Origin of the sequence: Kribbella sp. CA-247076, from assembly GCF_050942445.1 — a bacterium.
Lineage (GTDB): Bacteria > Actinomycetota > Actinomycetes > Propionibacteriales > Kribbellaceae > Kribbella.
In genome coordinates this window covers 2162615-2184615 of sequence record NZ_CP192051.1, presented here as the reverse complement: position 1 = coordinate 2184615, position 22001 = coordinate 2162615, and the positions used below count along the sequence as shown (strand labels likewise).

General features: G+C 69.4%; 26 protein-coding genes. 9 read left to right on the top strand and 17 right to left on the bottom strand.

Going from position 1 to position 22001, the window contains the following annotated elements; genetic code table 11:
• Window positions 1-65 precede the first annotated feature (65 nt).
• From ACQPYZ_RS10570 to ACQPYZ_RS10555, 4 genes are all read left to right on the top strand, one after another.
• Window positions 66-1730 (top strand): ABC transporter ATP-binding protein, encoded by a 1665-nt coding sequence (locus ACQPYZ_RS10570; protein ID WP_433167277.1) that lies wholly within the window; start codon window positions 66-68, stop codon window positions 1728-1730.
• A complete protein-coding gene (locus tag ACQPYZ_RS10565) occupies window positions 1727-3595 on the top strand; it encodes an ABC transporter ATP-binding protein (protein ID WP_433167276.1) in 1869 nt (622 codons plus the stop codon). Before ACQPYZ_RS10570 ends, ACQPYZ_RS10565 begins: the two co-directional genes overlap by 4 nt.
• Before the next feature lie 102 nt (window positions 3596-3697).
• A complete protein-coding gene (locus tag ACQPYZ_RS10560) occupies window positions 3698-4417 on the top strand; it encodes a DinB family protein (protein ID WP_433167275.1) in 720 nt (239 codons plus the stop codon).
• Between the two features lie 17 nt (window positions 4418-4434).
• Window positions 4435-5586, top strand: a complete 1152-nt coding sequence (locus tag ACQPYZ_RS10555) for an AAA family ATPase (RefSeq protein WP_433167274.1) — start codon at window positions 4435-4437, stop codon at window positions 5584-5586.
• A gap of 80 nt (window positions 5587-5666) precedes the next feature.
• On the opposite strand, the gene ACQPYZ_RS10550 is transcribed toward ACQPYZ_RS10555, so the two are convergent.
• Window positions 5667-6503 (bottom strand): hypothetical protein, encoded by an 837-nt coding sequence (locus ACQPYZ_RS10550; protein WP_433167273.1) that lies wholly within the window; start codon window positions 6501-6503, stop codon window positions 5667-5669.
• Complete coding sequence (locus tag ACQPYZ_RS10545) at window positions 6504-7232, bottom strand: CDP-alcohol phosphatidyltransferase family protein (protein WP_433167272.1); 729 nt, start codon at window positions 7230-7232, stop codon at window positions 6504-6506.
• A gap of 161 nt (window positions 7233-7393) precedes the next feature.
• Here ACQPYZ_RS10545 and ACQPYZ_RS10540 point away from each other — a divergent pair, with 161 nt between their 5' ends.
• Window positions 7394-7894, top strand: coding sequence for a DUF6609 family protein (locus ACQPYZ_RS10540; RefSeq protein WP_433167271.1), 501 nt, complete (start codon window positions 7394-7396; stop codon window positions 7892-7894).
• Here the strand turns inward: ACQPYZ_RS10540 and ACQPYZ_RS10535 are convergent.
• The 6 genes from ACQPYZ_RS10535 to ACQPYZ_RS10510 form a co-directional block, all read right to left on the bottom strand.
• A complete protein-coding gene (locus ACQPYZ_RS10535; RefSeq protein WP_433167270.1) occupies window positions 7888-8331 on the bottom strand; it encodes a nitroreductase family deazaflavin-dependent oxidoreductase in 444 nt (147 codons plus the stop codon). The genes ACQPYZ_RS10540 and ACQPYZ_RS10535 overlap by 7 nt on opposite strands.
• A 31-nt stretch (window positions 8332-8362) precedes the next feature.
• Window positions 8363-8749 (bottom strand): ArsR/SmtB family transcription factor, encoded by a 387-nt coding sequence (locus ACQPYZ_RS10530; protein WP_433167269.1) that lies wholly within the window; start codon window positions 8747-8749, stop codon window positions 8363-8365.
• The gene (locus ACQPYZ_RS10525) at window positions 8746-9183 is read right to left on the bottom strand and encodes an SRPBCC domain-containing protein (protein ID WP_433167268.1); all 438 of its coding nucleotides are present in this window, start codon (window positions 9181-9183) and stop codon (window positions 8746-8748) included. The genes ACQPYZ_RS10530 and ACQPYZ_RS10525 overlap by 4 nt, the downstream gene beginning before the upstream one ends.
• Before the next feature lie 55 nt (window positions 9184-9238).
• Window positions 9239-9697: a hypothetical protein gene (locus tag ACQPYZ_RS10520; protein WP_433167267.1), complete on the bottom strand. Its 459-nt coding sequence runs from the start codon at window positions 9695-9697 to the stop codon at window positions 9239-9241.
• Between the two features lie 36 nt (window positions 9698-9733).
• Complete coding sequence (locus tag ACQPYZ_RS10515; protein ID WP_433167266.1) at window positions 9734-10828, bottom strand: PP2C family protein-serine/threonine phosphatase; 1095 nt, start codon at window positions 10826-10828, stop codon at window positions 9734-9736.
• A gap of 63 nt (window positions 10829-10891) precedes the next feature.
• Window positions 10892-11719 (bottom strand): Fpg/Nei family DNA glycosylase, encoded by an 828-nt coding sequence (locus tag ACQPYZ_RS10510; RefSeq protein WP_433167265.1) that lies wholly within the window; start codon window positions 11717-11719, stop codon window positions 10892-10894.
• Window positions 11720-11729: 10 nt separating this feature from the next.
• Between ACQPYZ_RS10510 and ACQPYZ_RS10505 the strand changes: the two genes are divergently transcribed.
• Window positions 11730-11933 carry a hypothetical protein gene (locus tag ACQPYZ_RS10505; RefSeq protein WP_433167264.1) on the top strand — a complete coding sequence of 68 codons (204 nt, stop codon included), beginning with the start codon at window positions 11730-11732 and terminating at the stop codon, window positions 11931-11933.
• Here ACQPYZ_RS10505 and ACQPYZ_RS10500 read toward each other — a convergent pair.
• From ACQPYZ_RS10500 to ACQPYZ_RS10490, 3 genes are all read right to left on the bottom strand, one after another.
• Window positions 11897-12364, bottom strand: coding sequence for a ribose-5-phosphate isomerase (locus ACQPYZ_RS10500; RefSeq protein WP_433167263.1), 468 nt, complete (start codon window positions 12362-12364; stop codon window positions 11897-11899). The two genes, ACQPYZ_RS10505 and ACQPYZ_RS10500, sit on opposite strands and share 37 nt — an antisense overlap.
• A 19-nt stretch (window positions 12365-12383) precedes the next feature.
• Window positions 12384-13148 (bottom strand): hypothetical protein, encoded by a 765-nt coding sequence (locus tag ACQPYZ_RS10495; protein ID WP_433167262.1) that lies wholly within the window; start codon window positions 13146-13148, stop codon window positions 12384-12386.
• A gap of 90 nt (window positions 13149-13238) precedes the next feature.
• A complete protein-coding gene (locus ACQPYZ_RS10490; protein WP_433167261.1) occupies window positions 13239-13835 on the bottom strand; it encodes a mycothiol-dependent nitroreductase Rv2466c family protein in 597 nt (198 codons plus the stop codon).
• 111 nt (window positions 13836-13946) lie between these two features.
• Between ACQPYZ_RS10490 and pepN the strand changes: the two genes are divergently transcribed.
• A complete protein-coding gene (gene pepN / locus ACQPYZ_RS10485) occupies window positions 13947-16517 on the top strand; it encodes an aminopeptidase N (RefSeq protein ID WP_433167260.1) in 2571 nt (856 codons plus the stop codon).
• Between the two features lie 85 nt (window positions 16518-16602).
• Window positions 16603-17133, top strand: coding sequence for a hypothetical protein (locus tag ACQPYZ_RS10480; RefSeq protein ID WP_433167259.1), 531 nt, complete (start codon window positions 16603-16605; stop codon window positions 17131-17133).
• On the opposite strand, the gene ACQPYZ_RS10475 is transcribed toward ACQPYZ_RS10480, so the two are convergent.
• Window positions 17130-18260: a serine hydrolase domain-containing protein gene (locus ACQPYZ_RS10475; protein WP_433167258.1), complete on the bottom strand. Its 1131-nt coding sequence runs from the start codon at window positions 18258-18260 to the stop codon at window positions 17130-17132. The two genes, ACQPYZ_RS10480 and ACQPYZ_RS10475, sit on opposite strands and share 4 nt — an antisense overlap.
• Window positions 18261-18536: 276 nt before the next feature.
• On the opposite strand from ACQPYZ_RS10475, the gene ACQPYZ_RS10470 reads away from it, so the two are divergent.
• Window positions 18537-19301 carry a hypothetical protein gene (locus ACQPYZ_RS10470; RefSeq protein ID WP_433167257.1) on the top strand — a complete coding sequence of 255 codons (765 nt, stop codon included), beginning with the start codon at window positions 18537-18539 and terminating at the stop codon, window positions 19299-19301.
• A 7-nt stretch (window positions 19302-19308) separates the two neighbouring features.
• On the opposite strand, the gene ACQPYZ_RS10465 is transcribed toward ACQPYZ_RS10470, so the two are convergent.
• The 5 genes from ACQPYZ_RS10465 to ACQPYZ_RS10445 form a co-directional block, all read right to left on the bottom strand.
• Complete coding sequence (locus ACQPYZ_RS10465; protein ID WP_433167256.1) at window positions 19309-19878, bottom strand: GNAT family N-acetyltransferase; 570 nt, start codon at window positions 19876-19878, stop codon at window positions 19309-19311.
• Window positions 19875-20273: a DUF5130 family protein gene (locus ACQPYZ_RS10460; protein ID WP_433167255.1), complete on the bottom strand. Its 399-nt coding sequence runs from the start codon at window positions 20271-20273 to the stop codon at window positions 19875-19877. Before ACQPYZ_RS10460 ends, ACQPYZ_RS10465 begins: the two co-directional genes overlap by 4 nt.
• Window positions 20260-20541, bottom strand: a complete 282-nt coding sequence (gene ctaJ, locus ACQPYZ_RS10455) for an aa3-type cytochrome oxidase subunit CtaJ (protein WP_433167254.1) — start codon at window positions 20539-20541, stop codon at window positions 20260-20262. Before ctaJ ends, ACQPYZ_RS10460 begins: the two co-directional genes overlap by 14 nt.
• Window positions 20542-20694: 153 nt before the next feature.
• Window positions 20695-21198 carry a hypothetical protein gene (locus tag ACQPYZ_RS10450; protein WP_433167253.1) on the bottom strand — a complete coding sequence of 168 codons (504 nt, stop codon included), beginning with the start codon at window positions 21196-21198 and terminating at the stop codon, window positions 20695-20697.
• An 81-nt stretch (window positions 21199-21279) separates the two neighbouring features.
• Complete coding sequence (locus tag ACQPYZ_RS10445; RefSeq protein ID WP_433167252.1) at window positions 21280-21888, bottom strand: lytic polysaccharide monooxygenase auxiliary activity family 9 protein; 609 nt, start codon at window positions 21886-21888, stop codon at window positions 21280-21282.
• Between the last annotated feature and the right edge of the window lie 113 nt (window positions 21889-22001).

Genomic DNA, 22001 nt, shown 5'->3' with positions numbered 1-22001 from the left:
AACGCAGCCGCAATCTCTGGCGGCTCCGACCCTATCTCCGACCCCACCGAGGGCGACTGGCGGTGATGTTCTCCGCCGCGATGCTGGGCGTCGGCGTCAGCCTCACCGTTCCGCTCGTCACCCGGGCCATCATCGACGGCCCCGTCACCCGCCGCGAGCTCGACCTGCTGGTCCCCCTCGCCCTCCTCGCCCTCGGCCTCAGCATCAGCGAGGTCCTGCTCGTCTGGGTCCGCCGCTGGGCCCAGTCCCGGACCGTCAGCGACCTGGAGGCCACCCTCCGCCACGATCTCTACGTCCGGTTGCAGTCGCTGCCGATGGAGTTCCACACCCGCTGGCAGAGCGGTCAGCTGCTGTCCCGCGTCACCACCGACCTGTCGACGATCCGGCGGTTCATGGGCTTCGGCCTGCTGTTCCTGGTGATGAACATCCTTCAACTGGCGGTCGTCACCGCGTTGCTGCTGCAGCTGTACTGGCCGCTCGGCCTCGTCGTCCTGCTGGCGGCGGTGCCGATCATCCTGGTCTCGCTGCGGTTCGAGAAGAAGTACCTGGTGATCTCCCGCGAGGTCCAGGACCAGCAGGGTGACCTGGCCACCCAGATCGAGGAGTCCGCGCTCGGCTTCCGGGTGATCAAGGCGTTCGGCCGGCGGCAGCACGTCCAGCAGCAGTTCGACGACGGCGCGGTCACGCTCTACCGGACGTCGGTCGCCAAGGTCCGGCTGGCGTCGAAGTTCTGGAGCTTCCTCGGCGTCATCCCGAACCTGACCCTGGTCGTCGTCCTCCTGCTCGGCGCGCTCGCGGTCGGCCGGGAGGCGATCACCCTCGGCACGCTGGTCGCGTTCATCACGCTGATGCTGTCGCTGATCTGGCCGGTCACGTCGCTCGGCGCCATCCTGGCGATGGCCCAGGAGTCGATGACCGCGGCGGACCGGATCAGCGAGATCCTGGACACCTGGTCCACCATCCGGCCGGGCGACGAGGAACTGCCGGACCCGCGCGGCCACCTGCGGTTCGAGAACGTCAGCTTCCGCTTCTCCCCCGACTCCCCCGAGATCCTGCACGACGTCAACCTCGACCTCACCCCCGGTACGACGCTCGCCCTCGTCGGCGCGACCGGGTCCGGCAAGACCACGCTGACCGCCCTCGTCCCCCGCCTGTACGACGTGACCGGCGGCCGGATCACGCTCGACGGGCACGACATCCGCGACCTGACCCTGCAGTCGCTGCGCGGGGCGGTCGCCTCCGCCTTCGACGACCCGACGCTGTTCTCGATGAGCGTCCGGGAGAACCTCACCCTCGGCCGACCGGACGCGACCGAGGCGGAGATCCAGCAGGCACTCGACATCGCCCAGGCACAGTTCGTCAACGACCTGCCGTGGGGTCTCGACACCCGGGTCGGCGAGCAGGGCATGTCGCTGTCCGGTGGCCAACGGCAACGACTCGCCCTGGCCCGGGCGGTGATCGCCAGGCCGGCCGTCCTGGTGCTCGACGACACGTTGTCCGCGCTCGACGTCCACACCGAGGCCCTGGTCGAGGAGGCCCTGCGGAACGTGCTCGCCGACACCACCGGCATCGTCGTGGCGCACCGCGCGTCCACGGTGATGCTCGCCGACAAGGTCGCCCTGCTCGAGAACGGGACGATCACCCACGTCGGCACGCACCACGAGCTGCTCACCGACGTCCCGGCGTACCGGCTGCTGCTCGCGGCCGAGGAAGAGGAGGTGCACGCATGACGACCACTCAGCAGACACCTCCGGAGCCGGAGGCGGAGGAGAAGTCCGCGGAACAGTCCTGGCGGGGGTACTTCGAGGACGAGGGCGACCGGGAGTTGTCGAGGGCAACGACCATCCGCCTGAAGGAGGACTCCCGCAAGCTGCTCGGCGAGCTGCTACGCCCGTACCACAAGCTGATCTGGATCCTCGTCGTGATCGTGATCGTCGAGAACGGCGCCCGGCTCGCGGTGCCGTACCTGGTCCATCTCGGCATCGACAACGGCATCCCGCCGATCCTGGCCGGTGAGGGCGCGTCGACCCTGATCACCGTCGTGGTCACCGTGTTCGCGATGGCGTTGCTGCAGGCGTTCGCGCGGCAGCTGTTCCTGATGCGGTCCGGGCGGCTCGGCCAGACCATCCTGCTCGGGCTGCGCCGGCGGGTGTTCGACCACTTCCAGCGGCTCAGCCCGTCGTTCCACGACAAGTACACGTCCGGCCGGGTGATCTCCCGGCTCACCTCGGACGTCGGCGTCATCGACGAGATGCTGGCGAGCGGGTTCGACAGCCTGGTCACCGCCCTGCTGACGCTGATCGGTACGGCGGTCCTGCTGCTGACACTCGACTTCAAGCTCGGCCTGCTGGCCCTGCTGTCGTTCCCGGCGCTGGTCCTGATCACCGCCTGGTTCCGGCGCCGGTCGGCGGTCGTCTACCGGCAGACCCGCGAAGCCGTCGTCCTGGTCATCGTGCACTTCGTCGAGTCGATGACCGGGATCCGCGCGGTCCAGGCGTTCCGCCGCGAGCCGCGCAACGAGGAGATCTTCCATGGCGTCAACGACCGCTACCGCGCGGCCAACCTGGAATCGTTCCGGCTGAATGCGATCTTCATGCCGTCGATCAAGGGCGTCGGCAACATCACCATCGTCGCGATCCTGTTCTACGGCGGCTACCAGGCGTACCACGGGCACGTGACCGTCGGCGTACTCACCGCGTTCCTGCTCTACCTGCGGCAGTTCTTCGAGCCGCTGCAGGACATCTCGCAGTTCTACAACACCTTCCTGTCCGCGAGCGCCGCGCTGGAGAAGCTGTCCGGGGTGCTCAACGAGAAGCCCGACGTCCCCGAGCCGGTCAAGCCGGCGCGTCCCGGGAAGAGTCGCGGCCACCTCGAGCTGCGCAACGTGCGGTTCGAGTACGTCGACGGCGTACCGGTCCTGCCCGGACTCGACCTCGACGTACCGGCCGGGCAGACGCTCGCGCTCGTCGGTACGACGGGAGCCGGCAAGACTACGATCGCCAAGCTGGTCGCCCGGTTCTACGACCCGACCAGCGGTCACGTCCTGCTGGACGGGACCGACCTGCGCGACCTGACCGAGGACGACCTGCGGGAGCGGGTGGTGATGGTGACGCAGGAGAACTTCCTGTTCACCGGCACGGTCGCCGACAACATCCGCTTCGGCAAGCCGAGCGCCACGCTGGACGAGGTGGTCGAGGCGGCCAAGGTGATCGGCGCGCACGACTTCATCATGGCGCTGCCGGACGGGTACGAGACGCAGGTCGAGAAGCGCGGCAGCCGGCTGTCGGCCGGTCAGCGGCAGCTGGTCGCGTTCGCGCGGGCGTTCCTCGCGGACCCCGCCGTACTCATCCTCGACGAGGCGACGTCCAGCCTCGACATCCCCAGCGAGCGGCTGATCCAGCGCGCGCTGCGGACGATCCTGGCCGACCGGACGGCGATCGTGATCGCCCACCGGCTGTCGACGGTCGAGACCGCCGACCGGGTCCTCGTCCTCGAACACGGCCGCATCATGGAGGACGGCGCGCCGGGTGACCTGATCACGACCGGCGGCCGGTACGCCGGGCTGCACCAGGCGTGGGAAGAGTCGCTCGCCTGAGTTCACGGTGACCGCGGGCGCGTGGGGTCGGCTCCCACGCGCCCGCGCGACCTGAAAGCCGGCGAGGCCGGCTTGTCGGTGCTCGGACCTACGATGCGGATCATGACTCGATACGTTGACGAGGATCTGCACGGTGTGGAGTTCCGCGAGTGCGATTTGACCGGGGCACGCCTGATCGGCGTCGTCATGCAGGATGCCGTGATCGACGGGCTCGTCACCAACCTCGTGGTGAACGGTGTGGAGGTCACCGAGTACGTCGAGGCAGAGCTCGACCGGCGCCATCCGGTGCGCGTGCTGATCCGCTCCGAGGAGCCGGCTGATCTTCGCGAGGCGTCGCGTCAGCTCCACGCCGGCTGGGCGGCGACGATCGAGCGAATCCGCCGTACGCCGGGCATCGAGCGCCGCAGCGTGAACGACGAATGGTCGGCGGTGCAGACGCTGCGCCACCTGGTCTTCGTCCACGACTCGTGGTTCCGCCGCTGCTGTCTGGGCTCGACGGAGCTGTTCACGCCGATGGGCATCGGTCCGACCGTCGAGCCCTACCGTGACGCGCATGGTCTTGACCTCTCACTCGACCCTTCTCTCGACGAGATCGTGAGCGTGCGCGACGCACAGGCCGCCGAGCTCGAGGCCTGGCTCGACGCGGTCACCCCTGGGCTGCTCGCTGCGCCGGCGCCGGTGCCGGACGACGATGTCTGGCCGCCGTACGCCCGGGGCCGCTCGGTGCGGCAGTGCGTCCGCACGGTGCTCAACGAGACCTTCGAACACCACGGCTTCTGTGTCCGCGACCTGGACCTGATCGAGGCCCAGGATGCTCGGTAGATCGGGAGCGTGAGCGCATGCTGACGACGCTGGCGGTGGAGAACTACCGGTCACTGCGGCGGTTGGTCATGCCCCTGCGCGGGCTCAACGTCGTGACCGGCGCCAACGGCACCGGCAAGTCCAGCCTGTACCGCGCACTCCGTCTGCTCGCCGACGCCTCCCGGAACGGCGCCATCGCCGCCCTCGCCCGTGAAGGCGGCCTCCAGTCGACGCTGTGGGCGGGTCCGGAGCACGTCCGCACGGACCGACCGGTCCAAGGCACCGTACGCACCAAGTCGGTCGGGTTGCGGATGGGCTTCGCGGGTGACGACTACGGCTACCTGATGGACCTCGGGTTGCCGCGGCCCGACGGCTCGGCGTTCGACCTCGATCCGGAGATCAAGCGGGAGGCGCTCTGGTCAGGGCCGTTCCTGCGACCGGCCGCGCTCCTGGTCGAGCGGGTCAACCGCGAGGTCCGGATCCGCGGCAACGACGGCGAATGGCAACGCGGCGGTCATCTATTGCAGACGTTCGACAGCATGCTCAGCGAGTACGCCGACCCCGAACGCGCTCCCGAGCTCCTGACGCTCCGGGACCGACTGCGCTCGTGGCGGTTCTACGACCACTTCCGCACCGACGCCGACGCCCCCGCCCGCCGCGTCCAGATCGGCACCCGAGCCCCGGTCCTCGGCCCCGACGGCGGAGACGTCGCGGCCGCACTGCAGACGATCCGGGAGATCGGACCACCCGGGGCACTCGAGGATGCGATCGAGCTGGCGTTCCCCGGTAGCCGCATCCAGATCATGAACGCCGCCGGCCGCTTCGAACTCGCCTTTCGCCAGCACGGCCTGCTCCGGCCCCTGTCCGGCGCCGAGTTGTCCGACGGCACCCTCCGCTACCTTCTCTGGGTCGCCGCCCTGCTCACTCCCCGCCCGCCCGAGCTCCTCGTCCTCAACGAGCCCGAGACCAGCCTCCATCCGGACCTCCTGCCCGCCCTGGCAAACCTGGTCGTCACCGCCGCCAAAGAGGCGCAGGTCATCGTCGTCACCCACTCCCGCCCGTTCCACGCCGCCCTCGACGAGCTGACCGACGACCTCCACACCATCGAACTCGTCAAACACCAAGGCGCCACCACCATCGCCGGCCAAGGCCCCCTGGACGAACCCCCATGGAAGTGGCCGACGCGCTAGCCTCGCCTGACGCGAGTTCGGGGAGGTTTATGCACCCGGAACGGGCGACCATCCTCCCCAAACCTGCTGGATGACCGGGGTCAGGTCTTGACCGACTCGAAGCGGACCAGGATGAGGGAGCCGAGGGCGGAGAGGGTGAAGCCGAGGATGGCGGCCGGCCACCAGCCCGAGCGGACGGCGTCGGAGAGGACGTAGACGCCGACCGCCGCCGGAGTGATCGTCTGGAGGGCGATCATCGGAGTCGTTGCCAGCGTCACCGAGCCACGCTGCAACGCCAACGAGTACAGGATGAACGCCAACGCACCACTGAGAGGCAGCGTGTACGTCGTGACGCCCCCGAGCAGCTCCGCCACGGACCCGTCCTGCAGCAACCGCGCCGAGATCGCGACCCCGGCGTACCCGAGACCCGCCAGCAGGCCGAGCAGAGCCGTCGAGACGCCGTGCTGCGAGCGGCTGGCCACCGCGCCGAGTACGCCGATCACGACGAGCCCGACCACGATGCCGACGGTCAGGCCCTGGTGACGGGCGCTGTCCCCGGCGTGGCCGGCTGAGACGGCGAGCAGGCCGAGGCCGACGCAGACCGCGACGACCGCGGACCACTCCAACGCGCTCAACTGGTCGGACATCAGCCGCGTCGCCAGCAGCGCGGTGACGACCAGACTGGCGGCGATGCCGGCCTGGGCAAGGTAGAGCGGCAGCAACCGCAGGGCGACGAAGTGCAGGCCGAAGCCGACCAGGTTCAGCACGAGCGCGGCCAGGAACGCGGGCTGCTTCAGCAACGCGACGACGAAGCCGGCGAGCCGCCGCGGGTTCAGCTCCGACTCGGTCGGGACCTTGCGCGAGCCGACGGCCTGCAGGATCGCGGCGATGCCGAAGACCACCGCGGCACAGAGTGCCGCGCCCAGACCGAGGACCACTCAGCTGACCTTGCGCCGAGGGACCCAGAACGTCAGATACAGACTGAGAACGCCGTAGTACAGCAGGTAGGCGAGCGAGATCGCGACCACGATCGCGTTCGGATCCGGCATCTGGGCGAGCAGTACGGCGTACGACGCGAGCCAGACCGCGGTCGTGAGCAGGTTCAGCGACCGGAACGCCTTCGTCCGGGACGGGTACACGTACTTGACCGGGACGAACACCAGGATCGAGCAGACGACCAGGATGACACCGGTGGTGACCGGGCCGAGGCCGAGGATGACGACGTAGAAGGCGACCACGTTCCAGTAGCTGGGGAAGCCGAGGAAGAAGTGGTCGTCGGTCTTCGCGTCGACCCGGCAGAACTGGTAGCTGGAGGCAAGCAACGGCAGCGCGGCCAGGACCGCTCCCCAGGCGCCCGAGGGCAGGTAGTCGCCGGTCCAGAGCAGCACGATCGGGGCGAACGCGTAGGTCAGGTAGTCGACGATGTTGTCCAGCATCGCGCCGTCGAACCACGGGATGGTCTCCTTCACCCGCAGCCGGCGGGCGAGCATCCCGTCCGTGCCGTCGATCACCAGGGCGGCGAGGCCGAGCCAGAGGGCGCGGACGGCGTCCCCGTCGATCGCGGCGATGACGATGAGCAGCGCGAGCACCGTTCCGCTCGCGGTATAGGCGTGCAGTGCCAGTCCGGCCAGACGCAACCGCGTCGACCCGACGAACGGTTCCCGCACCGCGTCGTGTGTGGTCAGGACGACTCCCAGAACTCGATCGACGCAGCGCGCGCCGTGCCAGGCAGGTGCAACGTGGCAGAGACCCAGCGTCTCACAACCCCTGGGCTGGATCGGTCACCCTGTACCGTTCCGCCGTGGATCTGTTCCCAGACCTTACAGACATGGCTCGCACGTTCCCGCTGATGCGGGGCGGTGGAGCCCTCCTGGTGCTCGTCGGCCTCGGCCTCGTCGTCGGCGGGATCGGCGGCCGCCGCTGGCTCCTGCCCGGGCTGATCACCGGCGCGGCCCTGGCCGTGCTCGTGATGATGATCGGCGGGATCACCAAGACGATCTTCGAGGGCCTCGGCTATCCGGCGATCTATCAGTACGTCGCGTTCGGCATCGGCGTGGTCGCCGAGGTCGGCCTGGTCAACCTGGTGGTCGCCAAGGTCCCGGACCGGGACTCCCGCGAGTTCTGGTTGTGGATCCTGCTCGTGGTCGGCGTCCACTTCCTGATCCTGGCGTTCTCACACGGACCGATCTGCGGGCTGCTGGGCCTGCTCTGCATCGTCAACGCAGGCATCGGCCTGCTGGTCCCCGGGATCCCGTACCGGGTGTTGTGGGTGACCGACGGCATCCTGAAGATCGCCGCCGGCGCCACCATGGTCTGGCTCAGCTACTGACCGACCGGCTCCAGCAGGAACTGCGGGATCTTGCGGGCCGTCTTCTTCTGGTACTCGGCGTACTGCGGGAAGCCGGCGACCGACCGCGGCCACCACTTGTCGTACTCGGCGCCCTCGAGCTCGCGGGCGACGTACTCCTTGGTGATCTCGCCGTCCTGGAGCGTGATCTTGGGGTCGGCCTTGAGGTTGTGGTACCAGACCGGGTGCTTCGAGGAGCCGCCGTCCGAGCCGACAGCCACGTAGAGACCGTTGTGCTCGATCCGCATCAGCGGCACCTTGCGGATCTTGCCCGACTTGGCGCCGCGCATGGTCAGGAGCACCACCGGCCGCCCCATGATCTTGACCGCTGCCGTGGTCCCGGCCGCCTCGATCTTCTCCACCTGGGTGCGCACCCAGCCGGTCGGACTCGGCGCGTACTCGTCGTCGTTCGGAGTCATGTCACCGATCCTAGATGGTGACGCGTCATCATCAATCGTCCCGGCGTGTCTCGTCCGCGAGCATCGCCTCCACGGCCGCGGTCTCGGCGATCTCGGCGATAATCGCCAGCCGGTGGTCCCACTGCGCCGCGACATCGGCCATCCACGCCGCCGTCGCGGTCAGCGCGGCGGGGCGCAACTCGAACCGCACCTCGCGCCCCTCGCGCCGGCTCTCCACCAGCCCGGCCTCCCGCAGTACGGCGAGATGCTGGACGACGGCCTGCCTGGTCACCGGCAGGTCCCCGGCGAGTGACGTCGCCGTCCGCCCACCACCGGCCGCCAGCAACTCCACCACGATCCGCCGGGTCGGATCGCCCAGCGCCTCGAGCACGCCGTCCACCTGGACGAGGGGCCGCCCGGCGCCGGTCAGCTCGCTCACAGCGTCGGCGCCAACTCCGCGAGCACGGCCAGACCACCGTCCCAGCCCTGGGCCGACTCGTCCGCCCGCTTCAGCTGCTCCTCCGCCCCGACCTCGAGTCGGTCGAAGCCGCTCTCCACCACCCGCAACCGCGTCCCCTCGCCTTCCGGGGTGAGGGTGAACTCCACCAGGTTCGAATTCCCCGGGAGCGGCTCCACTCCGGGATCGACGGCGTACCGGTAGGCGAACCTCCGGCCCGGCTCGACCTTCTCCACGAACCCGCGATACTCCCCGTGCTCGTCCCACCGCATCACCATCCGGCCGCCCGGCCGCAGGTCGATCTCCGCTCCGCCGAACGCGTACCACCGGGCGAAGCTCTCCGGCTGGGTCACGGCCGCCCACACCACCTCCGGCCGCGCTTCGACGTACACCTCACGCTCCACCGTGCTTTCCATGCCCTCACCCTGCCACGCGACGCAGCCAGGCGCAAGTCACCACTTGCACATCAGGTCAGGGTGCGCAGGACCGGAGCTGGGTCGCCGTGGCGATCGTCGCCTCGATCCACCGCCGCCGGAGGAAGTGGGCCTTGAGCAACCGGTGGACGCCGTCCAGCACGACCAGACGGCCCCGGTACGCGACCAGGTTGACCGGAAGGTCGAGGTCGGCGTCCATCACCCGCTGGTAGTGGGCGCGGTAGTTCATCGGCGTCGCGGCGACCTGGTTCGGGGTGACCTTGAAGCGCTCACCGTCGAGCTGCCACAGCGGCAGGTCGAACATCCACACCAGATCCGCGACCTCGACCGGCTCGACCTTGAGGTCCAGCTCCCACAGCTTCTCCAGCTGCCAGCGGTACGGCGGGAACACGTCGCGGACCGCGTCCGGCATCAGCGCGAGCAGCTCCTCGAACGACACGTCCGGCGCCGCCCGGTCCGGGCCGGCGTCGAACGAGACATCTTTGTCGGTCGTCACGAGCGTGCAGGCTACGCCATCGCCGGACCGCGCACGTCAACCGTGCGGTTTCCGGTGGATGATCACCACCGCGGAGTCGTCGCCGGGACCTCCGGCCGCGTCGACGAGCTCGGAGGCACCGCCCTGGAAGCCCTGTGCGACAAGGCGTTCCGCGTGTCCCGCGAGCCGGTCCGTCCCCCGGCCGATGTCCCGCAGCGGCGTCTCAACCATCCCGTCGCTGTACAGGAACAACGCGTCGCCCGGTTTGAGGTGCCCGTGGTTGAGCTCGAAGTCCGGTGTCTCCACCAACCCGAGCAGCGGCCCGTCGGTGTCCCGGGTCTGCCACCGCCCCGACCACGCGTCGAACTGGATCGCCGGCGGGTGACCGGCCGTCCGGACGTCGAAGTCCCCGGTCTTCAGGTCGACGGCGACGTGCACCACCGTGGCGAAGTCGTCGTCCCAGTCCTGCCGCCGCAGGTACTGGTTCGCCGACGGCAGGAACTCCTCCACCCGGACGACGCCGAGCAGCGCGCCGAACGCCCCGGACAGCAGCAGCGCCCGGGTGCCCGCGTCGATTCCCTTGCCGGAGACATCGACCAGCGCGATCTCGAGCAGGTCGTCGCGGGTCGTCGACACCACAAAGTCACCGGAGAACGTCGAGCCGCCCGCGGACCTGATCGCGTAGTCGGCCCACCAACCCGACGGGAGGTTCGGCAGCTCGCCCTGGGCGGTCAGCGTGTCGCGCAACTCCATCAGCATCGACTCGCCGCGGGTGCCCGGTACGCCGAGCCGGTTGCGCACCTTGGCCGAGGTGATCACGATCCATCCGACGACGCCGAGCACCAGTACGAAGCCGGTCTTCGGCAGCTCGGGCGGCCGCGACATGACGATGTACGACCCGGCCGCCAGCGAGATCAGCGTCAGCGCGAGGAGCTGCCGGAACCGCAGCAGCAGTCCGCCGAGCAGCAGCGGGATCACCAGCAACGACGCCGGCACCTGCGACGGCCAGGCCAGGCTGAACGCACCGCCGGCCAGCGTCGTCAGCAGCAGCGCGGCGAACGCGAGATGGTGCGACCTCCGCGCGCGCCGCACCAGCGCATCGACCCGGCGGCCGATCCGTCGTACCTCAGCGAGACCGCCGCTCCTGTTCATGGTGTGAAGAAGATAACGGCACTCCTCGGTCCGCGCATCCGGTCGTAACCCAACTGATGACTGTCAGCTCTTGCGGGTGAGCCCGGTGCGCTGGCACCGGGGGCACCAGAACAAGTTGCGTCCGGCCAGCAATTCGGTCCGGACGACCGAGTGACAGACGTGGCACCGCTGCCCCTGACGCCGGTACACGTACACCTCACCGCCGTGGTCGTCGCGGCGCGGGTCCCGGCCCATCGCCTCGGGAGTGTGGTCGTCGGCAACGGTGTCGATCCGGCCGGTCTCGACGCCGTACTTCATCAGCGCGAGCAGGTCGTTCCACATCCCCAGCCACTCGCGCTTCTTCACCAGGTGGCCACGGGTCATCGGATGCAGCTTGGCCCGGAACAGCACCTCCGCGCGGTAGACGTTGCCGACGCCGCTGAGCACGGCCTGGTCCATCAGCAGTTGCCCGATCGGCAGCTTGCTGCGATGGATTCGTTTCCAGGCCAGCTCGGGATCCGCGTCGTCGCGCAGCGGGTCGGGACCGAGCCGGGCGATCAGCGACTCGCGCTCGGGATCGGTCAGCACCTCGCACACGATCGCTCCGCGCAGGTCGGCGTACGCCGTCTCGTTCTGCAGGCGGAGGCGGACCTGGCCGACCGGCTCGGGCACCGGCGCCGCGCCGAAGTCGACCTTGCCGATCAGGCCGAGGTGGATGTGCAGCCAGCCGGCGCCCTCGAAGTCGGCGAAGAAGTGCTTGCCGTGGGCCTCGGTCTGCCGCAGCACGTGCCCGTCCAGCAGGCCGGCGCCCTCGGCGAACCGGCCCTGCGGGCTGGACGCGCGGACCGGGCGGCCGCCGAACGCGTCCCAGACGTCGTTCGCCAGCCGGTGCAGCGTGTGACCTTCAGGCATGATTCCTCTTATGGGTACGACAGGTGGTGCGAAGTCCGGCCGGAGCGGTCCGCCCACTCCGGCCGTGGTCGGGACCGGACGGTCGATGCGCGCCCGCGACGTCTCCCGGCCGCGTCAGCAGGTCGACCGCCGGCCGGTGCTGCGACCGGACCAGGATGCCAAGGCTGACGCCAAGGATCAGGACAGCGGCGGCAGCTCCCCGGTCGACTCGTAGGCCGACAGCATGTCGATCCGCCGGGTGTGCCGGTCCTCGCCCGAGTAGCCGGTGGCCAGGAACGTCTCGACGAACCCGGTCGCCTCGTCCTCGGAGTGCATCCGCGCCCCGACGCTGATCACGTTCGCGTTGTTGTGCTCGCGGCCGAGCCGGGCGGTGTCGGTGCTCCAGGCCAGGACCGCCCGGACCCCCTTGACCTTGTTCGCCGCGATCTGCTCGCCGTTGCCCGAGCCACCGATCACGACGCCCAGACTGCCGTCCTCCTTGGCCACCCCCTCGCCCACCCGCAGGCAGTACGGCGGGTAGTCGTCGACCGCGTCGTACACCTCCGGGCCGTGGTCGACGACGTCGTGCCCGGCAGCCGTGAGGTGCTGGACGAGGTGGTTCTTCAGTTCGAAGCCGGCATGGTCGGAGCCGATGTGCACTCGCATGGCCGAAGTCTTGCACCTCCTACCGACGCTCCGGCACGCCGGGCACGGTCAGCGCCTCGGTCATCCGGGTCACGTCGGCGTAGGCCTGCTCGTACGGCGTACCGGCCGGGTGCAGCGTGTACAGCGCGACGATGGCCCGGTCGTCGGGGCCGACCGTCCCGGTGGTGTGCAGGGCATCACTACGCAGATCCAGCCCGGTGTCCTGGGGTTTGGCCCGGTCGGAGCCGTAGCCGCTCGCCCCGAGGAAGCCGGACCAGCCCTGCTTGATGCTGAACTCCCCGGGGAAGGCCGACGCGATGCCGAAGTACTGGTCGAAGCCGTCGGTGCCGTGCCGGGTCGCCCGCCGCAGCAGATCCATCACGTACTCCCGCACCGGCGCCGGAGCCTCCTCCAGCAGGTACCGGTAGATCCGGATGGTGTCCGCGGCCGTGATGGCGACGTACCCCCAGAACCCCGGGTGGGTGGCGGGCGGCCCGGCCGTGTGCGTCAGGCCGAGCCGCTTCACCATCCGGTCGACGAGAGCCGCGCCACCCAGCTCGTCCCAGTAGTGGCTCGCCGCGTCGTCGTCACTGCTGCGCAGCATCGCGTCGAGCCGGTCCCGGTCCGCATCCGGTAGGTCGTACTCCGGCGCGCGGTCCCAGAGGTAGTCGAGCACGATCAGCAGCTTCACCACGGAGGCGGACCGGAACCGGTGGTCCTCGTTGTGTCGCTGGACGAGCTGACCGCTCCGGCGGTCGTAGACGGCGATACCCGCGGTCACACCGGAAGGGACGGGAACTGTCATCGGGAACCTACTCACCACTGAGGGGACTCTTCGGTGAGCAACCTTCACCCGCCTGCGCGGCCGGAGACAAGCCCTGTACGACAGACTTAATCAGTCGAAGACCGGACCCCGGTCGCGGGTCCGCTTGATCTCGAAGAACCCCTCGGTGCCGGCCACCAGGCGGACGCCGTCCCAGAGCTTGCCGGCCGCCTCGCCCTTCGGGGCGGGCGTGACCACTGGACCGAAGAAAGCGGTGCCCTCGACGGCGATCACCGGCGTACCCACCTCCATGCCGACCAGGTCCATGCCCTCGAGGTGGGACTTGCGCAGCGCGTCGTCGTACCGGTCGGAGTCCGCGGCCTCGAGCAGCGCGGCCGGCAGGCCGGCCTCGGCCAGCGACTCCTCGAGCACACCCTCGCCGTTGATGCCACGGCCCTCGACGTGGATACGATTCCCGAGGGCGGTGTACAGCGGCAGCAGGACGGCGTTGCCGTGGGCCTGCTCGGCGGCGATCAGCACCCGGACGATGCCGAGCTTGCGCTGCCAGTTGGCGTCGTGGTCGTCACGCTCCTCGTTCAGGATGGCCAGGCTCATCACGTGCCAGGTGGTCGTCACGTCACGGACCTGCTCGACCTCGAGCATCCAGCGGGACGTCATCCAGGCCCAGGGGCAGGCGGGGTCGAACCAGAAATCGGCAGAGGCAGTCATATTCACCATCATACAAAGTTGAAGAATCGTAGGTACCGGTCTGGTATCCAATACCCAATGTCGCGGGGAAACCCTCGGCCAAGCTCACAGCGGGCTGCATAGGATGCGGACATGCCTGGAACCAACCTGACGCGCGACGAAGCGCGTACCCGTGCCGGGGTGGTCAGCGACGTCGAGTACCTGATCGAGCTCGACCTGACCAACGCCCCGACCGGCGCTCCGACCTTCCGGTCGGTGACCACCATCACCTTCGCCGCCGTGGCCGGCGCGAGCACGTTCGCCGACCTGATCGCGGAGACGGTGCGGGCGGTGACCCTGAACGGCCGCGCGCTCGATCCGGACACGGTGTACGACGGCGCTCGCGTCCAGCTGGACCGGCTGGCGGACCACAACACGCTGACCGTGGTCGCGGACTGCACCTACTCGCGCACCGGTGAAGGGCTGCACCGCTCGGTCGACCCGGCCGACAAGGAGACCTACCTCTACACCCAGTTCGAGGTGCCGGACGCCCGACGGGTGTTCACCACGTTCGAGCAGCCCGACCTCAAGGCCCCTTTCACTTTCACCGTCTCCGCGCCGGCCCGCTGGGTCGTCATCTCGAACGCGCCGACGCCCGAGCCCACGCCGTACCAGGGAGAGAACGGCGAGGAGCTGGCCCGCTGGGAGTTCCCGCGGACCGAGCGGATGTCGACGTACATCACCGCCGTGGTCGCCGGTCCGTACCACGTGGTCACGGACACCTACGACGGGCCGCACGGCAGCTATCCGCTGTCGTTGCTGTGCCGGCCGTCGCTCAAGGGCGCCCTCGACGTCGAGGACCTGTTCGAGGTGACCAAGCAGGGCTTCGAGCTGTTCGAGAAGGCGTTCGGGACGCCGTACCCGTTCCACAAGTACGACCAGGCGTTCGTGCCGGAGTACAACATGGGCGCGATGGAGAACGCGGGCTGCGTGACCCTGCGGGACGAGTACCTGTTCCGCAGCCGGACGACGCACGCGGAGCTGGAAGCCCGTGCCAACACCGTGCTGCACGAGCTCGCGCACATGTGGTTCGGCGACCTGGTCACGATGACCTGGTGGGACGACCTGTGGCTGAACGAGTCGTTCGCGGAGTGGGCCAGCCACTGGGCCCAGGCGGTGGCCACGACCAAGTACGCCGGTGCCTGGACGACGTTCTGCAACGCGCGGAAGAACTGGGCCTACCGGCAGGACCAGCTGCCCTCGACGCACCCGATCGCGGCCGACATGGTCGACTTCCACGCGGTCGAGGTGAACTTCGACGGCATCACCTACGCCAAGGGTGCGTCGACGCTGCGGCAACTGGTCGCGTTCGTCGGCGAGGACACGTTCATCAGCGCGCTCAAGGAGTACTTCTCCGACCACGCGTTCGGCAACACCGAGCTGACCGATCTGCTGAAGCCGCTGGAGAAGGCGTCCGGGCGGGACCTGGACGACTGGACCGAGCGCTGGCTGCGGACAGCCGGGGTGAACACGCTGCGCGCCGACTTCGCGGTCGACGCCGAGGGTGCGTTCACGTCGTTCGCGATCGAGCAGACCGCGGCGGAGAACTTCCCGGTCCTGCGGCCGCACCGGCTCGCGGTCGGCCTGTACCGGCGGACCGGCGAGGGACTGGTGCGGACCGAGCGGTTCGAGGTGGACATCGACGGGCCGCGCACCGAGCTCGCCGAGCTGGTCGGCGCTACCCAGCCGGATCTCGTGCTGCTGAACGACGACGACCTCACCTACGCCAAGATCCGGCTGGACGAGCGGTCCCGGAACACGCTGGTCGAGTCGATCGACCAGCTGCCCGAGTCGTTGCCCAGGGCCCTCGCCTGGGGTGCGGCCTGGGACATGACCCGGGACGCCGAGATGCCGGCCAGCCAGTACGTCGGGATCGTGCTGCGCGGGATCAAGGCCGAGACCGACCTGACCGGCGTACGCTCCCTGCTCGCCCAGGCGACCAGCGCGATCAACCTGTACTCCGCCCCGGAGAACCGGCCGGCCCTGCGGGCACAGTTCGAGGAGGCGCTGTCCGGGCTGCTCACCGCGGCCGAATCGGGCAGCGACCACCAGCTGGCGTTCGCCCGGGCGTACAGCTCCGCGGTGTACTCCGACGCCGGCGCCGACCGCCTGGCCGCGTGGCTCGACGACCGCGACCTGCCGTCCGGCCTGGTGGTCGACACCGACCTGCGCTGGACGCTCATCGTCGCGCTCGCCCGGCTCGGCCGGATCGGCGCGGACGAGATCGAGGACGAGCTGACCCGGGACACCACGATCACCGGCCAGGAGCGGGCCGCCCAGGCACGCGCGGCCCGGCCGACCGCCGAGGCCAAGGAGGAGGCCTGGCGGATCGCGGTCGAGTCCGGCGACACCCCGAACGAGACCCAGTTCCGGACCATCCTCGGCTTCCAGCAGCCCGGCCAGGAAGAGCTCCTGCGACCGTACGTCGAGAAGTACCTGACCGCGGCCAAGGACGTCTACACCCGCCTCGGCTCGTCGATGGGCGAGAACGTGCTGGTCTACCTGTCGCCGCGCAACCTGGCCGAGCAGTCGGCGCTGGATGCACTCACGACCTGGCTGTCGACGGAGTCGTCGTCGGTGGACGCTCCCACCCTCCGCTACGTCAGCGAGGCCCAGGCCGACCTGACCCGCGCGCTGGCCGCGCAGGCCCGCGACGCGAGCTGAACGACGCGAGCTGACCACGGTGCCGGCGGTCTCGCGCTGAGACCGCCGGTGTCGTGTTGGACCGGCCTGAGGTAAGACTGGTCGGGTGCCCGCTTCTGACCCCGCCCTGGCCGGTGCGGCAGCCGTTGCGCTGACCGGACTGGCCGAGGCCTACCGCCCTCGTCCTGTCACTCCGCTGATGCCCTGGCGCTATCCGCACCGCCTGGTGAAGCCGTATGTCATCACCGCGCGCGGACGGCAGTGGGACGTCCAGATGGTCGAGGCCGCCCGGGCCACCGCCTCGCGGCAGCTCGAGTTCGACGACGCGATGGGGGCGGTCGGGCTGGGCGTGGTCGTGCTACACCTCGGCGACGACGGGATCTATCTGGTCGTGCAGAGCTGGGCGAAGGACTTCCAGTCCCGGCTGAGCATCTTCAGCGGGATGGAGGTCGACGATCTGCGCCCCGCCCCGATCGGTGCGGCCCCGTGCGTCTGGGAGCTCGAAGTGCTGAGCCACGAGCGGGCGTCGTACGTCGAGCACATCCTCAGCGCCCAGGTCGACGTCGACGCCTGGCTCGACGACGCCCTCGACACCCGCCCCCAACCCAAACAGACCGGAATCCCGTCCGGCACCTAGCAGATCGCGTGGTCGACGAGATCCTTCGCGACCCGCTCCTGTGCCAGAGCTGCGTCCAGGGAGTCGTTGAGCTGGGTCGACATAGAGACGACCACGCTGTGCCGGCCGTCCGCGGTCGTCCCGAGCCGGGTCTTGTACCCGATCTGGTCGCCGCCCGGGATCCACACCGTGCCGCCGCAGGGCAGGTCCCTCGAGGCGACGCCGAGTCCGTACCGGGCGCCCGGCCAGAACTCGGTCGTCTGCTCGTCGACCGGCACCGTCCGCATCAGCTCGCGCAACTGCGCAGGCTTCAGCAGCCGCCCGCCGAACAAGGCCCGGACGAAGACGTCCAGATCCGCGACTGTCGAGATGTAGCCGCCGGAGGCGTCCGCGTCGATCAGTTCGGTCGTGTCGGTGTACTCGCCCGCGGTGAACCGCGTGTACCCGTGGGCGTGCGGTCCCACGATCCGCGGGTCCGTGCCCGGGAAGTACGTGTCCCGTAGCTTCAGCGGACGGACGATCCGCCGGTCGACCTCGTCGTACCAGCTCCGGCCGGTGACGGCCTTGATGACCAGGCCGACGAGGTCGTAGCCGGTGTTGGAGTAGCTCCAGCTCTCACCCGGCTGGAAGTCGGGCGGATGACTGAGCCCGGCTCGCACGATCTCTTCCTCGGTGTGGACCCGGTAGCGACGCTCGTAGTACTCCTCGGCGCTCTCGATGCTCGGAAAGTTGCCGTCGTAGATGCCGGCGGTGTGCTGCAGCAGGTGCCGGACGGTGATCCGCCGGCCGTCGTACCCGTTGCCCTGCACGAGGCCCGGCAACCACTTCTCGACGGAGTCGTCCAGGCCCATCCGGCGCTCCGCGACCAGCTGCAGTACGACGGTCGCGACCAGAGCCTTGTTGGTGCTGCCGATCCGGAACCGGCCGTCCAGTCGCGGCGGCCGATGCCTGCCCAGCTCGGCCACCCCGCTCACCGCCAATCGCGAGCCATGCGGGGTGGTCTCGCGCGCGAGTACGCCAGTCACTCCGGCATCCCGGATCGCATCGGCGTCCGCCTGCAACGTCGATCGCCCGGCCACCGCCGTCGCCGGTACGACGGAAGCCGCGAGCGTCACCGCGACGGTCAGGATCAGCGGCGTGAGTCTCATCTCGAACCCCCCCAGATCGGTCAAGCACTTGCCTGGAGACTTTCAGCGGCGGGGATTTCCCACCATCGCCCACGGACCCGGACGGTGGTAGCGCGAACGCTACCGGTAACCCATCAAACGATTGCTCTTCAGCACACAGTGAGACGCCGACTCCGGCCCGCGATTCCTTGCGGAGAAGGAGATTCTCGTCACGTGAGTACTACTCACTTACCGGATGGTTCGGTTTAAGCTGCACGCACTATCCGCCACAAGGGAATCTGGGGAGGGACCCTTGCCGTGACACCCGTGGATCACCGGCGGCCACCCGCCCGCACCGCCCGGAGCCAGCACAGAAGCCCCTCCCGGAGCCACAAGAGCCCCTCCCGGAGCCAGCACAAAAGCCCACCTCGGCAGCGGGCCGAGACCCGGCAGAGCACGTCCCACCGGCCCCAGCGCTCGCACAGCGCGGTCGGCGCGGCGATCGTCGCCGCGGCCGCGATGGTCGCCGTGTTCGCGTTCATCCTGACCCGGGGGTCGTCGACCCCGCCGGTCGAGGAAGGCTTCCGGATCGGCGCCGCGGCCGACGGCGGATCGGCCCCGTCGGCACCGGGGGTGGCAGCCAAGAGCTCGGATCCGTCCCCGTCGGTCAACACCGCCAAGGCCGACCGCAAGCCACCGGTCTCCTCGGTGCCGCCGAAGGCGAAGGCGACCGCGACGCCGAACACCGGGCCGGCCACACCGGCTTTCAAACGCGGTCAGTGGATCGTCGTGATGGAGAAGTACCCGACCGACGTCGGCATGGACGCAGAGCAACTGGCGAAGGCCACCGCGATCAAGATGATCACCGCCGGCGTCCCGGCCAAGGCCATGCTGGTCGACGGGCAGTACCCGGGCATCGCCAACAGCTCCATGCAGCCGGTACTCGACACCTGGATGGTCTACCTCGGTCCCGGCACTTCCGCGGCGGCGATGGGCGACCTGTGCGCTACCCCGAAGACCCAGGCCGCCTACAGCAACACCGCCTGCCCGACGTTCGAACCGGCGGTCGCGCCGGCGAGCTGACTGCGCGCTACTCGACCGGGTCGGTCGCCAGCCGGGCGTGCAGGTGGGAGTCGTGCCGCCGGCCGGACGGCTCGACGTAGTAGTCGCGCATCGTGCCCTCGAGCCGGAACCCGGCGTACGTCGCGACGCGGCAGGAGCCCTCGTTGACGAGTGCATGGTCGAGCGACAGCCGGTGCAGACCGAGCCCGTCGTCCGCGAACGCCCACCGGGCCGCGGCGTCCAGTGCGCGGCCGGCAAGCCGGCGGCCGCGCGCCGCAGGGCTGACCCAGTACGCCACCACCGCCTGGTCCGGCACGCGGTCGATGTCGCGGACCGAGACGCTGCCGAGCACCTGGTCAGCGTCGGCGTCCGCGATCGCGAACACCGCGCTGCCGCGGGTCCAGCCGTCGATCCGGGGCTCGAGCCAGCGCTTGGCCCGCTGGTCCGCGGGCGTGCGGATCACCGCCGTACCCGCGGTCCAGCGCAGGATGCCCTCGTCCCTGAGCGCTTCCGCGACCGCGGGCTCGTCGGTCCACGCGAACGGGCGCAGTACGGCGTCGCCCAGGTCGATCCGGTGTGGCTGGACCGGCCGGCTCACTGCTTGTGCGGCTCGTTCGCGTGCAGCAGCGGCGCCTGGTGAGCGTGCGCACCCAGTTGCTGGACGCCGGTGACCAGACCGCCGGTCAGGTCACCGGTGGCGAACGACGTCTGCATGGAGAGGGCGGCCAGGCCGGCCGCGGCGTCCGAGAGCTGCCGTCGCGCGACCGCACCGGTGACGATCTCCAGCCGACGGCCGGCCGGGTCGACGTACACCAGGACGCTGTGGTCCGGGTCGTCCAGCTCGTTCAGCAGCTCCAGCGCGAACGGACGGGTCTCGGAGTCGGCTCCACCGACGTACACGGAGAAGCGCAGGCCGGAGACCTCTTCGGCGTGCCGGACCGCCTTCTCGATGTCGTAGAGCTGGTCCGGGGTGAATGCGTCACCAGCTGGCACTTGCGCCTCCGGTCGAACGGGCGACGCCTGCACCGGCGCTCGCGGTGGTCCCCGGTGCGCCGGGCAACTCGGGAAGGTTGGCGGGGTCGGGCTTGGTGGCGGTCGGTCCGTTGATCCAGACCGGCGGCGCCCACCAGGACAGGCCAGGGCGGTAGCGCGGTCCGGTCGCGATGGACGGCGCGTAGACCAGCAGCGCCACCACCGCGATGACCAGTGCGGGGATGCCGACGAACACCAGCAGGGTGTGGCCGGAAACTTCAGTGATCACACCCAGAGCCTAGTCCCCCGGCATCCCACGCAGCGCAGCGCCTCAGCAACCGCCGCAGTTGCCTCCTCCAGCCCGCGCGAAGCGCGGTGCTCTTGGATCAGCAGCCGCCGCAGTTGCCTCCCTCCAGCCCGCGCGGAGCGCGGTGCTCTTGGATCAGCAACCGCCGCAGTTGTAGTACGTCACGTCCCAGTGGTTGCTCTCGAGGGCGTAGATGTTGCCGGCGCCGCTGCGCCACTGGGCGGCTCCGTCACCACGGTCGGCGATCCGGGTGAACGTGTTGCGGATGTAGTTCCCGACGCAGGTGTACAGCGAGAAGTCGACCTTGTAGCCGTTCCGGTGGCTGTAGGTGCCACCCGCGTGCCCGACCTCGGTACCACCCGTGAGGTTGATCGCGCACCCGCTCGCCTGCTTCAGCGTGCGGACGCCGTACACGGTGCTGTCGTTGATGTTGGTGAACGACGTGCAGGTCGGGTTGTTCCAGTCCGAGCAACCACCGCTGGACGACCAGGTGATCCCGGCGGCCCGGAAGATCGAGGTCGCCTGCGAGTGCGTCATCTTGGTGACCGCGGCGGCCTGCTCGACCGCGACCACACCGGGCAGCAGTCCGGCCAGTACGGCGACGACCGGGACGAGAACCCGACGGAGGACAGTCTTCATGGGGACACTCCTTGAAATACGGGGCGGATATTTCAAGGAGTGCACTTCCCAGGAAAGATATTGACGAAACGTGCGGTTGAATCAGAAACGAACATCCGAGCACTGGTAGAAGGCGTTCGCCGTGTCGGCAATCGTCCAGACGGCCAGGATCATGTGCCGTCCGGTCCGGCCGCCCGGCACCGTGCCCGGGTGACTGACGTTGTTCGGCGGCCGCCCGCCGTCCATCGTCACGGTGAGGAACGGATTCAGGTCGAGCGCCGACCGGGTCAGCGGGGCGTTCTGGTTCCAGCCCTGCTTGGTGATGTAGTACTTGAAGTCGGCGGTGGAGTGCGGTGCCGTCAGGTACCAGCGGAAGTTGTAGCTCTGACCGGCCGTCAGTTGCTCAGCCGGCCACGCTCCCCCGCGCTGGTCGTCCAGCTCGGCGAACTGCGCCAGCCCGGCCGAGCAGAGCTTGCCGTCGGCAGGCCCGGCGGCCGGGAAGCCCTTCGGACCTTCCACGCTCTGCGGCTCCCACTGGATCTGGCCACAGTTCTGCACGGCGCCGTTCTGGCAGTGCTTGGCACGACTGGTCGGCCCGGTCGTGTACCCGTGACCGTAGGCCAGCGGGACCGAGGTGCTGACGGTCAGCGCGAGGGCGCCGACAGCGATTCCGGCCAGGCTGAGTTTGCGTGATCGGAGTAATCGGAGCATGCGGACAAACTCCTTCGACTGTTGGGGCGGATAGACAGTGAAGGAAGGCGCCTTCTGGTCACATAGAAAACAACCGTTCAAATCTATTGTCAACACTTCGTGAGCGAGTGGTG

Bases quoted from the DNA above. Each gene is read 5' to 3' on its own strand.
- ACQPYZ_RS10570 (WP_433167277.1), top strand. From the start codon at position 66: ATGTTCTCCGCCGCGATGCTGGGCGTCGGCGTCAGCCTCACCGTTCCG.
- ACQPYZ_RS10565 (WP_433167276.1), top strand. From the start codon at position 1,727: ATGACGACCACTCAGCAGACACCTCCGGAGCCGGAGGCGGAGGAGAAG.
- ACQPYZ_RS10560 (WP_433167275.1), top strand. From the start codon at position 3,698: ATGACTCGATACGTTGACGAGGATCTGCACGGTGTGGAGTTCCGCGAG.
- ACQPYZ_RS10555 (WP_433167274.1), top strand. From the start codon at position 4,435: ATGCTGACGACGCTGGCGGTGGAGAACTACCGGTCACTGCGGCGGTTG.
- ACQPYZ_RS10540 (WP_433167271.1), top strand. From the start codon at position 7,394: ATGGCTCGCACGTTCCCGCTGATGCGGGGCGGTGGAGCCCTCCTGGTG.
- ACQPYZ_RS10535 (WP_433167270.1), bottom strand. From the start codon at position 8,331: ATGACTCCGAACGACGACGAGTACGCGCCGAGTCCGACCGGCTGGGTG.
- ACQPYZ_RS10525 (WP_433167268.1), bottom strand. From the start codon at position 9,183: ATGGAAAGCACGGTGGAGCGTGAGGTGTACGTCGAAGCGCGGCCGGAG.
- ACQPYZ_RS10515 (WP_433167266.1), bottom strand. From the start codon at position 10,828: ATGAACAGGAGCGGCGGTCTCGCTGAGGTACGACGGATCGGCCGCCGG.
- ACQPYZ_RS10510 (WP_433167265.1), bottom strand. From the start codon at position 11,719: ATGCCTGAAGGTCACACGCTGCACCGGCTGGCGAACGACGTCTGGGAC.
- ACQPYZ_RS10505 (WP_433167264.1), top strand. From the start codon at position 11,730: ATGGGTACGACAGGTGGTGCGAAGTCCGGCCGGAGCGGTCCGCCCACT.
- ACQPYZ_RS10500 (WP_433167263.1), bottom strand. From the start codon at position 12,364: ATGCGAGTGCACATCGGCTCCGACCATGCCGGCTTCGAACTGAAGAAC.
- ACQPYZ_RS10495 (WP_433167262.1), bottom strand. From the start codon at position 13,148: ATGACAGTTCCCGTCCCTTCCGGTGTGACCGCGGGTATCGCCGTCTAC.
- ACQPYZ_RS10490 (WP_433167261.1), bottom strand. From the start codon at position 13,835: ATGACTGCCTCTGCCGATTTCTGGTTCGACCCCGCCTGCCCCTGGGCC.
- pepN (WP_433167260.1), top strand. From the start codon at position 13,947: ATGCCTGGAACCAACCTGACGCGCGACGAAGCGCGTACCCGTGCCGGG.
- ACQPYZ_RS10475 (WP_433167258.1), bottom strand. From the start codon at position 18,260: ATGAGACTCACGCCGCTGATCCTGACCGTCGCGGTGACGCTCGCGGCT.
- ACQPYZ_RS10450 (WP_433167253.1), bottom strand. From the start codon at position 21,198: ATGAAGACTGTCCTCCGTCGGGTTCTCGTCCCGGTCGTCGCCGTACTG.
- ACQPYZ_RS10445 (WP_433167252.1), bottom strand. From the start codon at position 21,888: ATGCTCCGATTACTCCGATCACGCAAACTCAGCCTGGCCGGAATCGCT.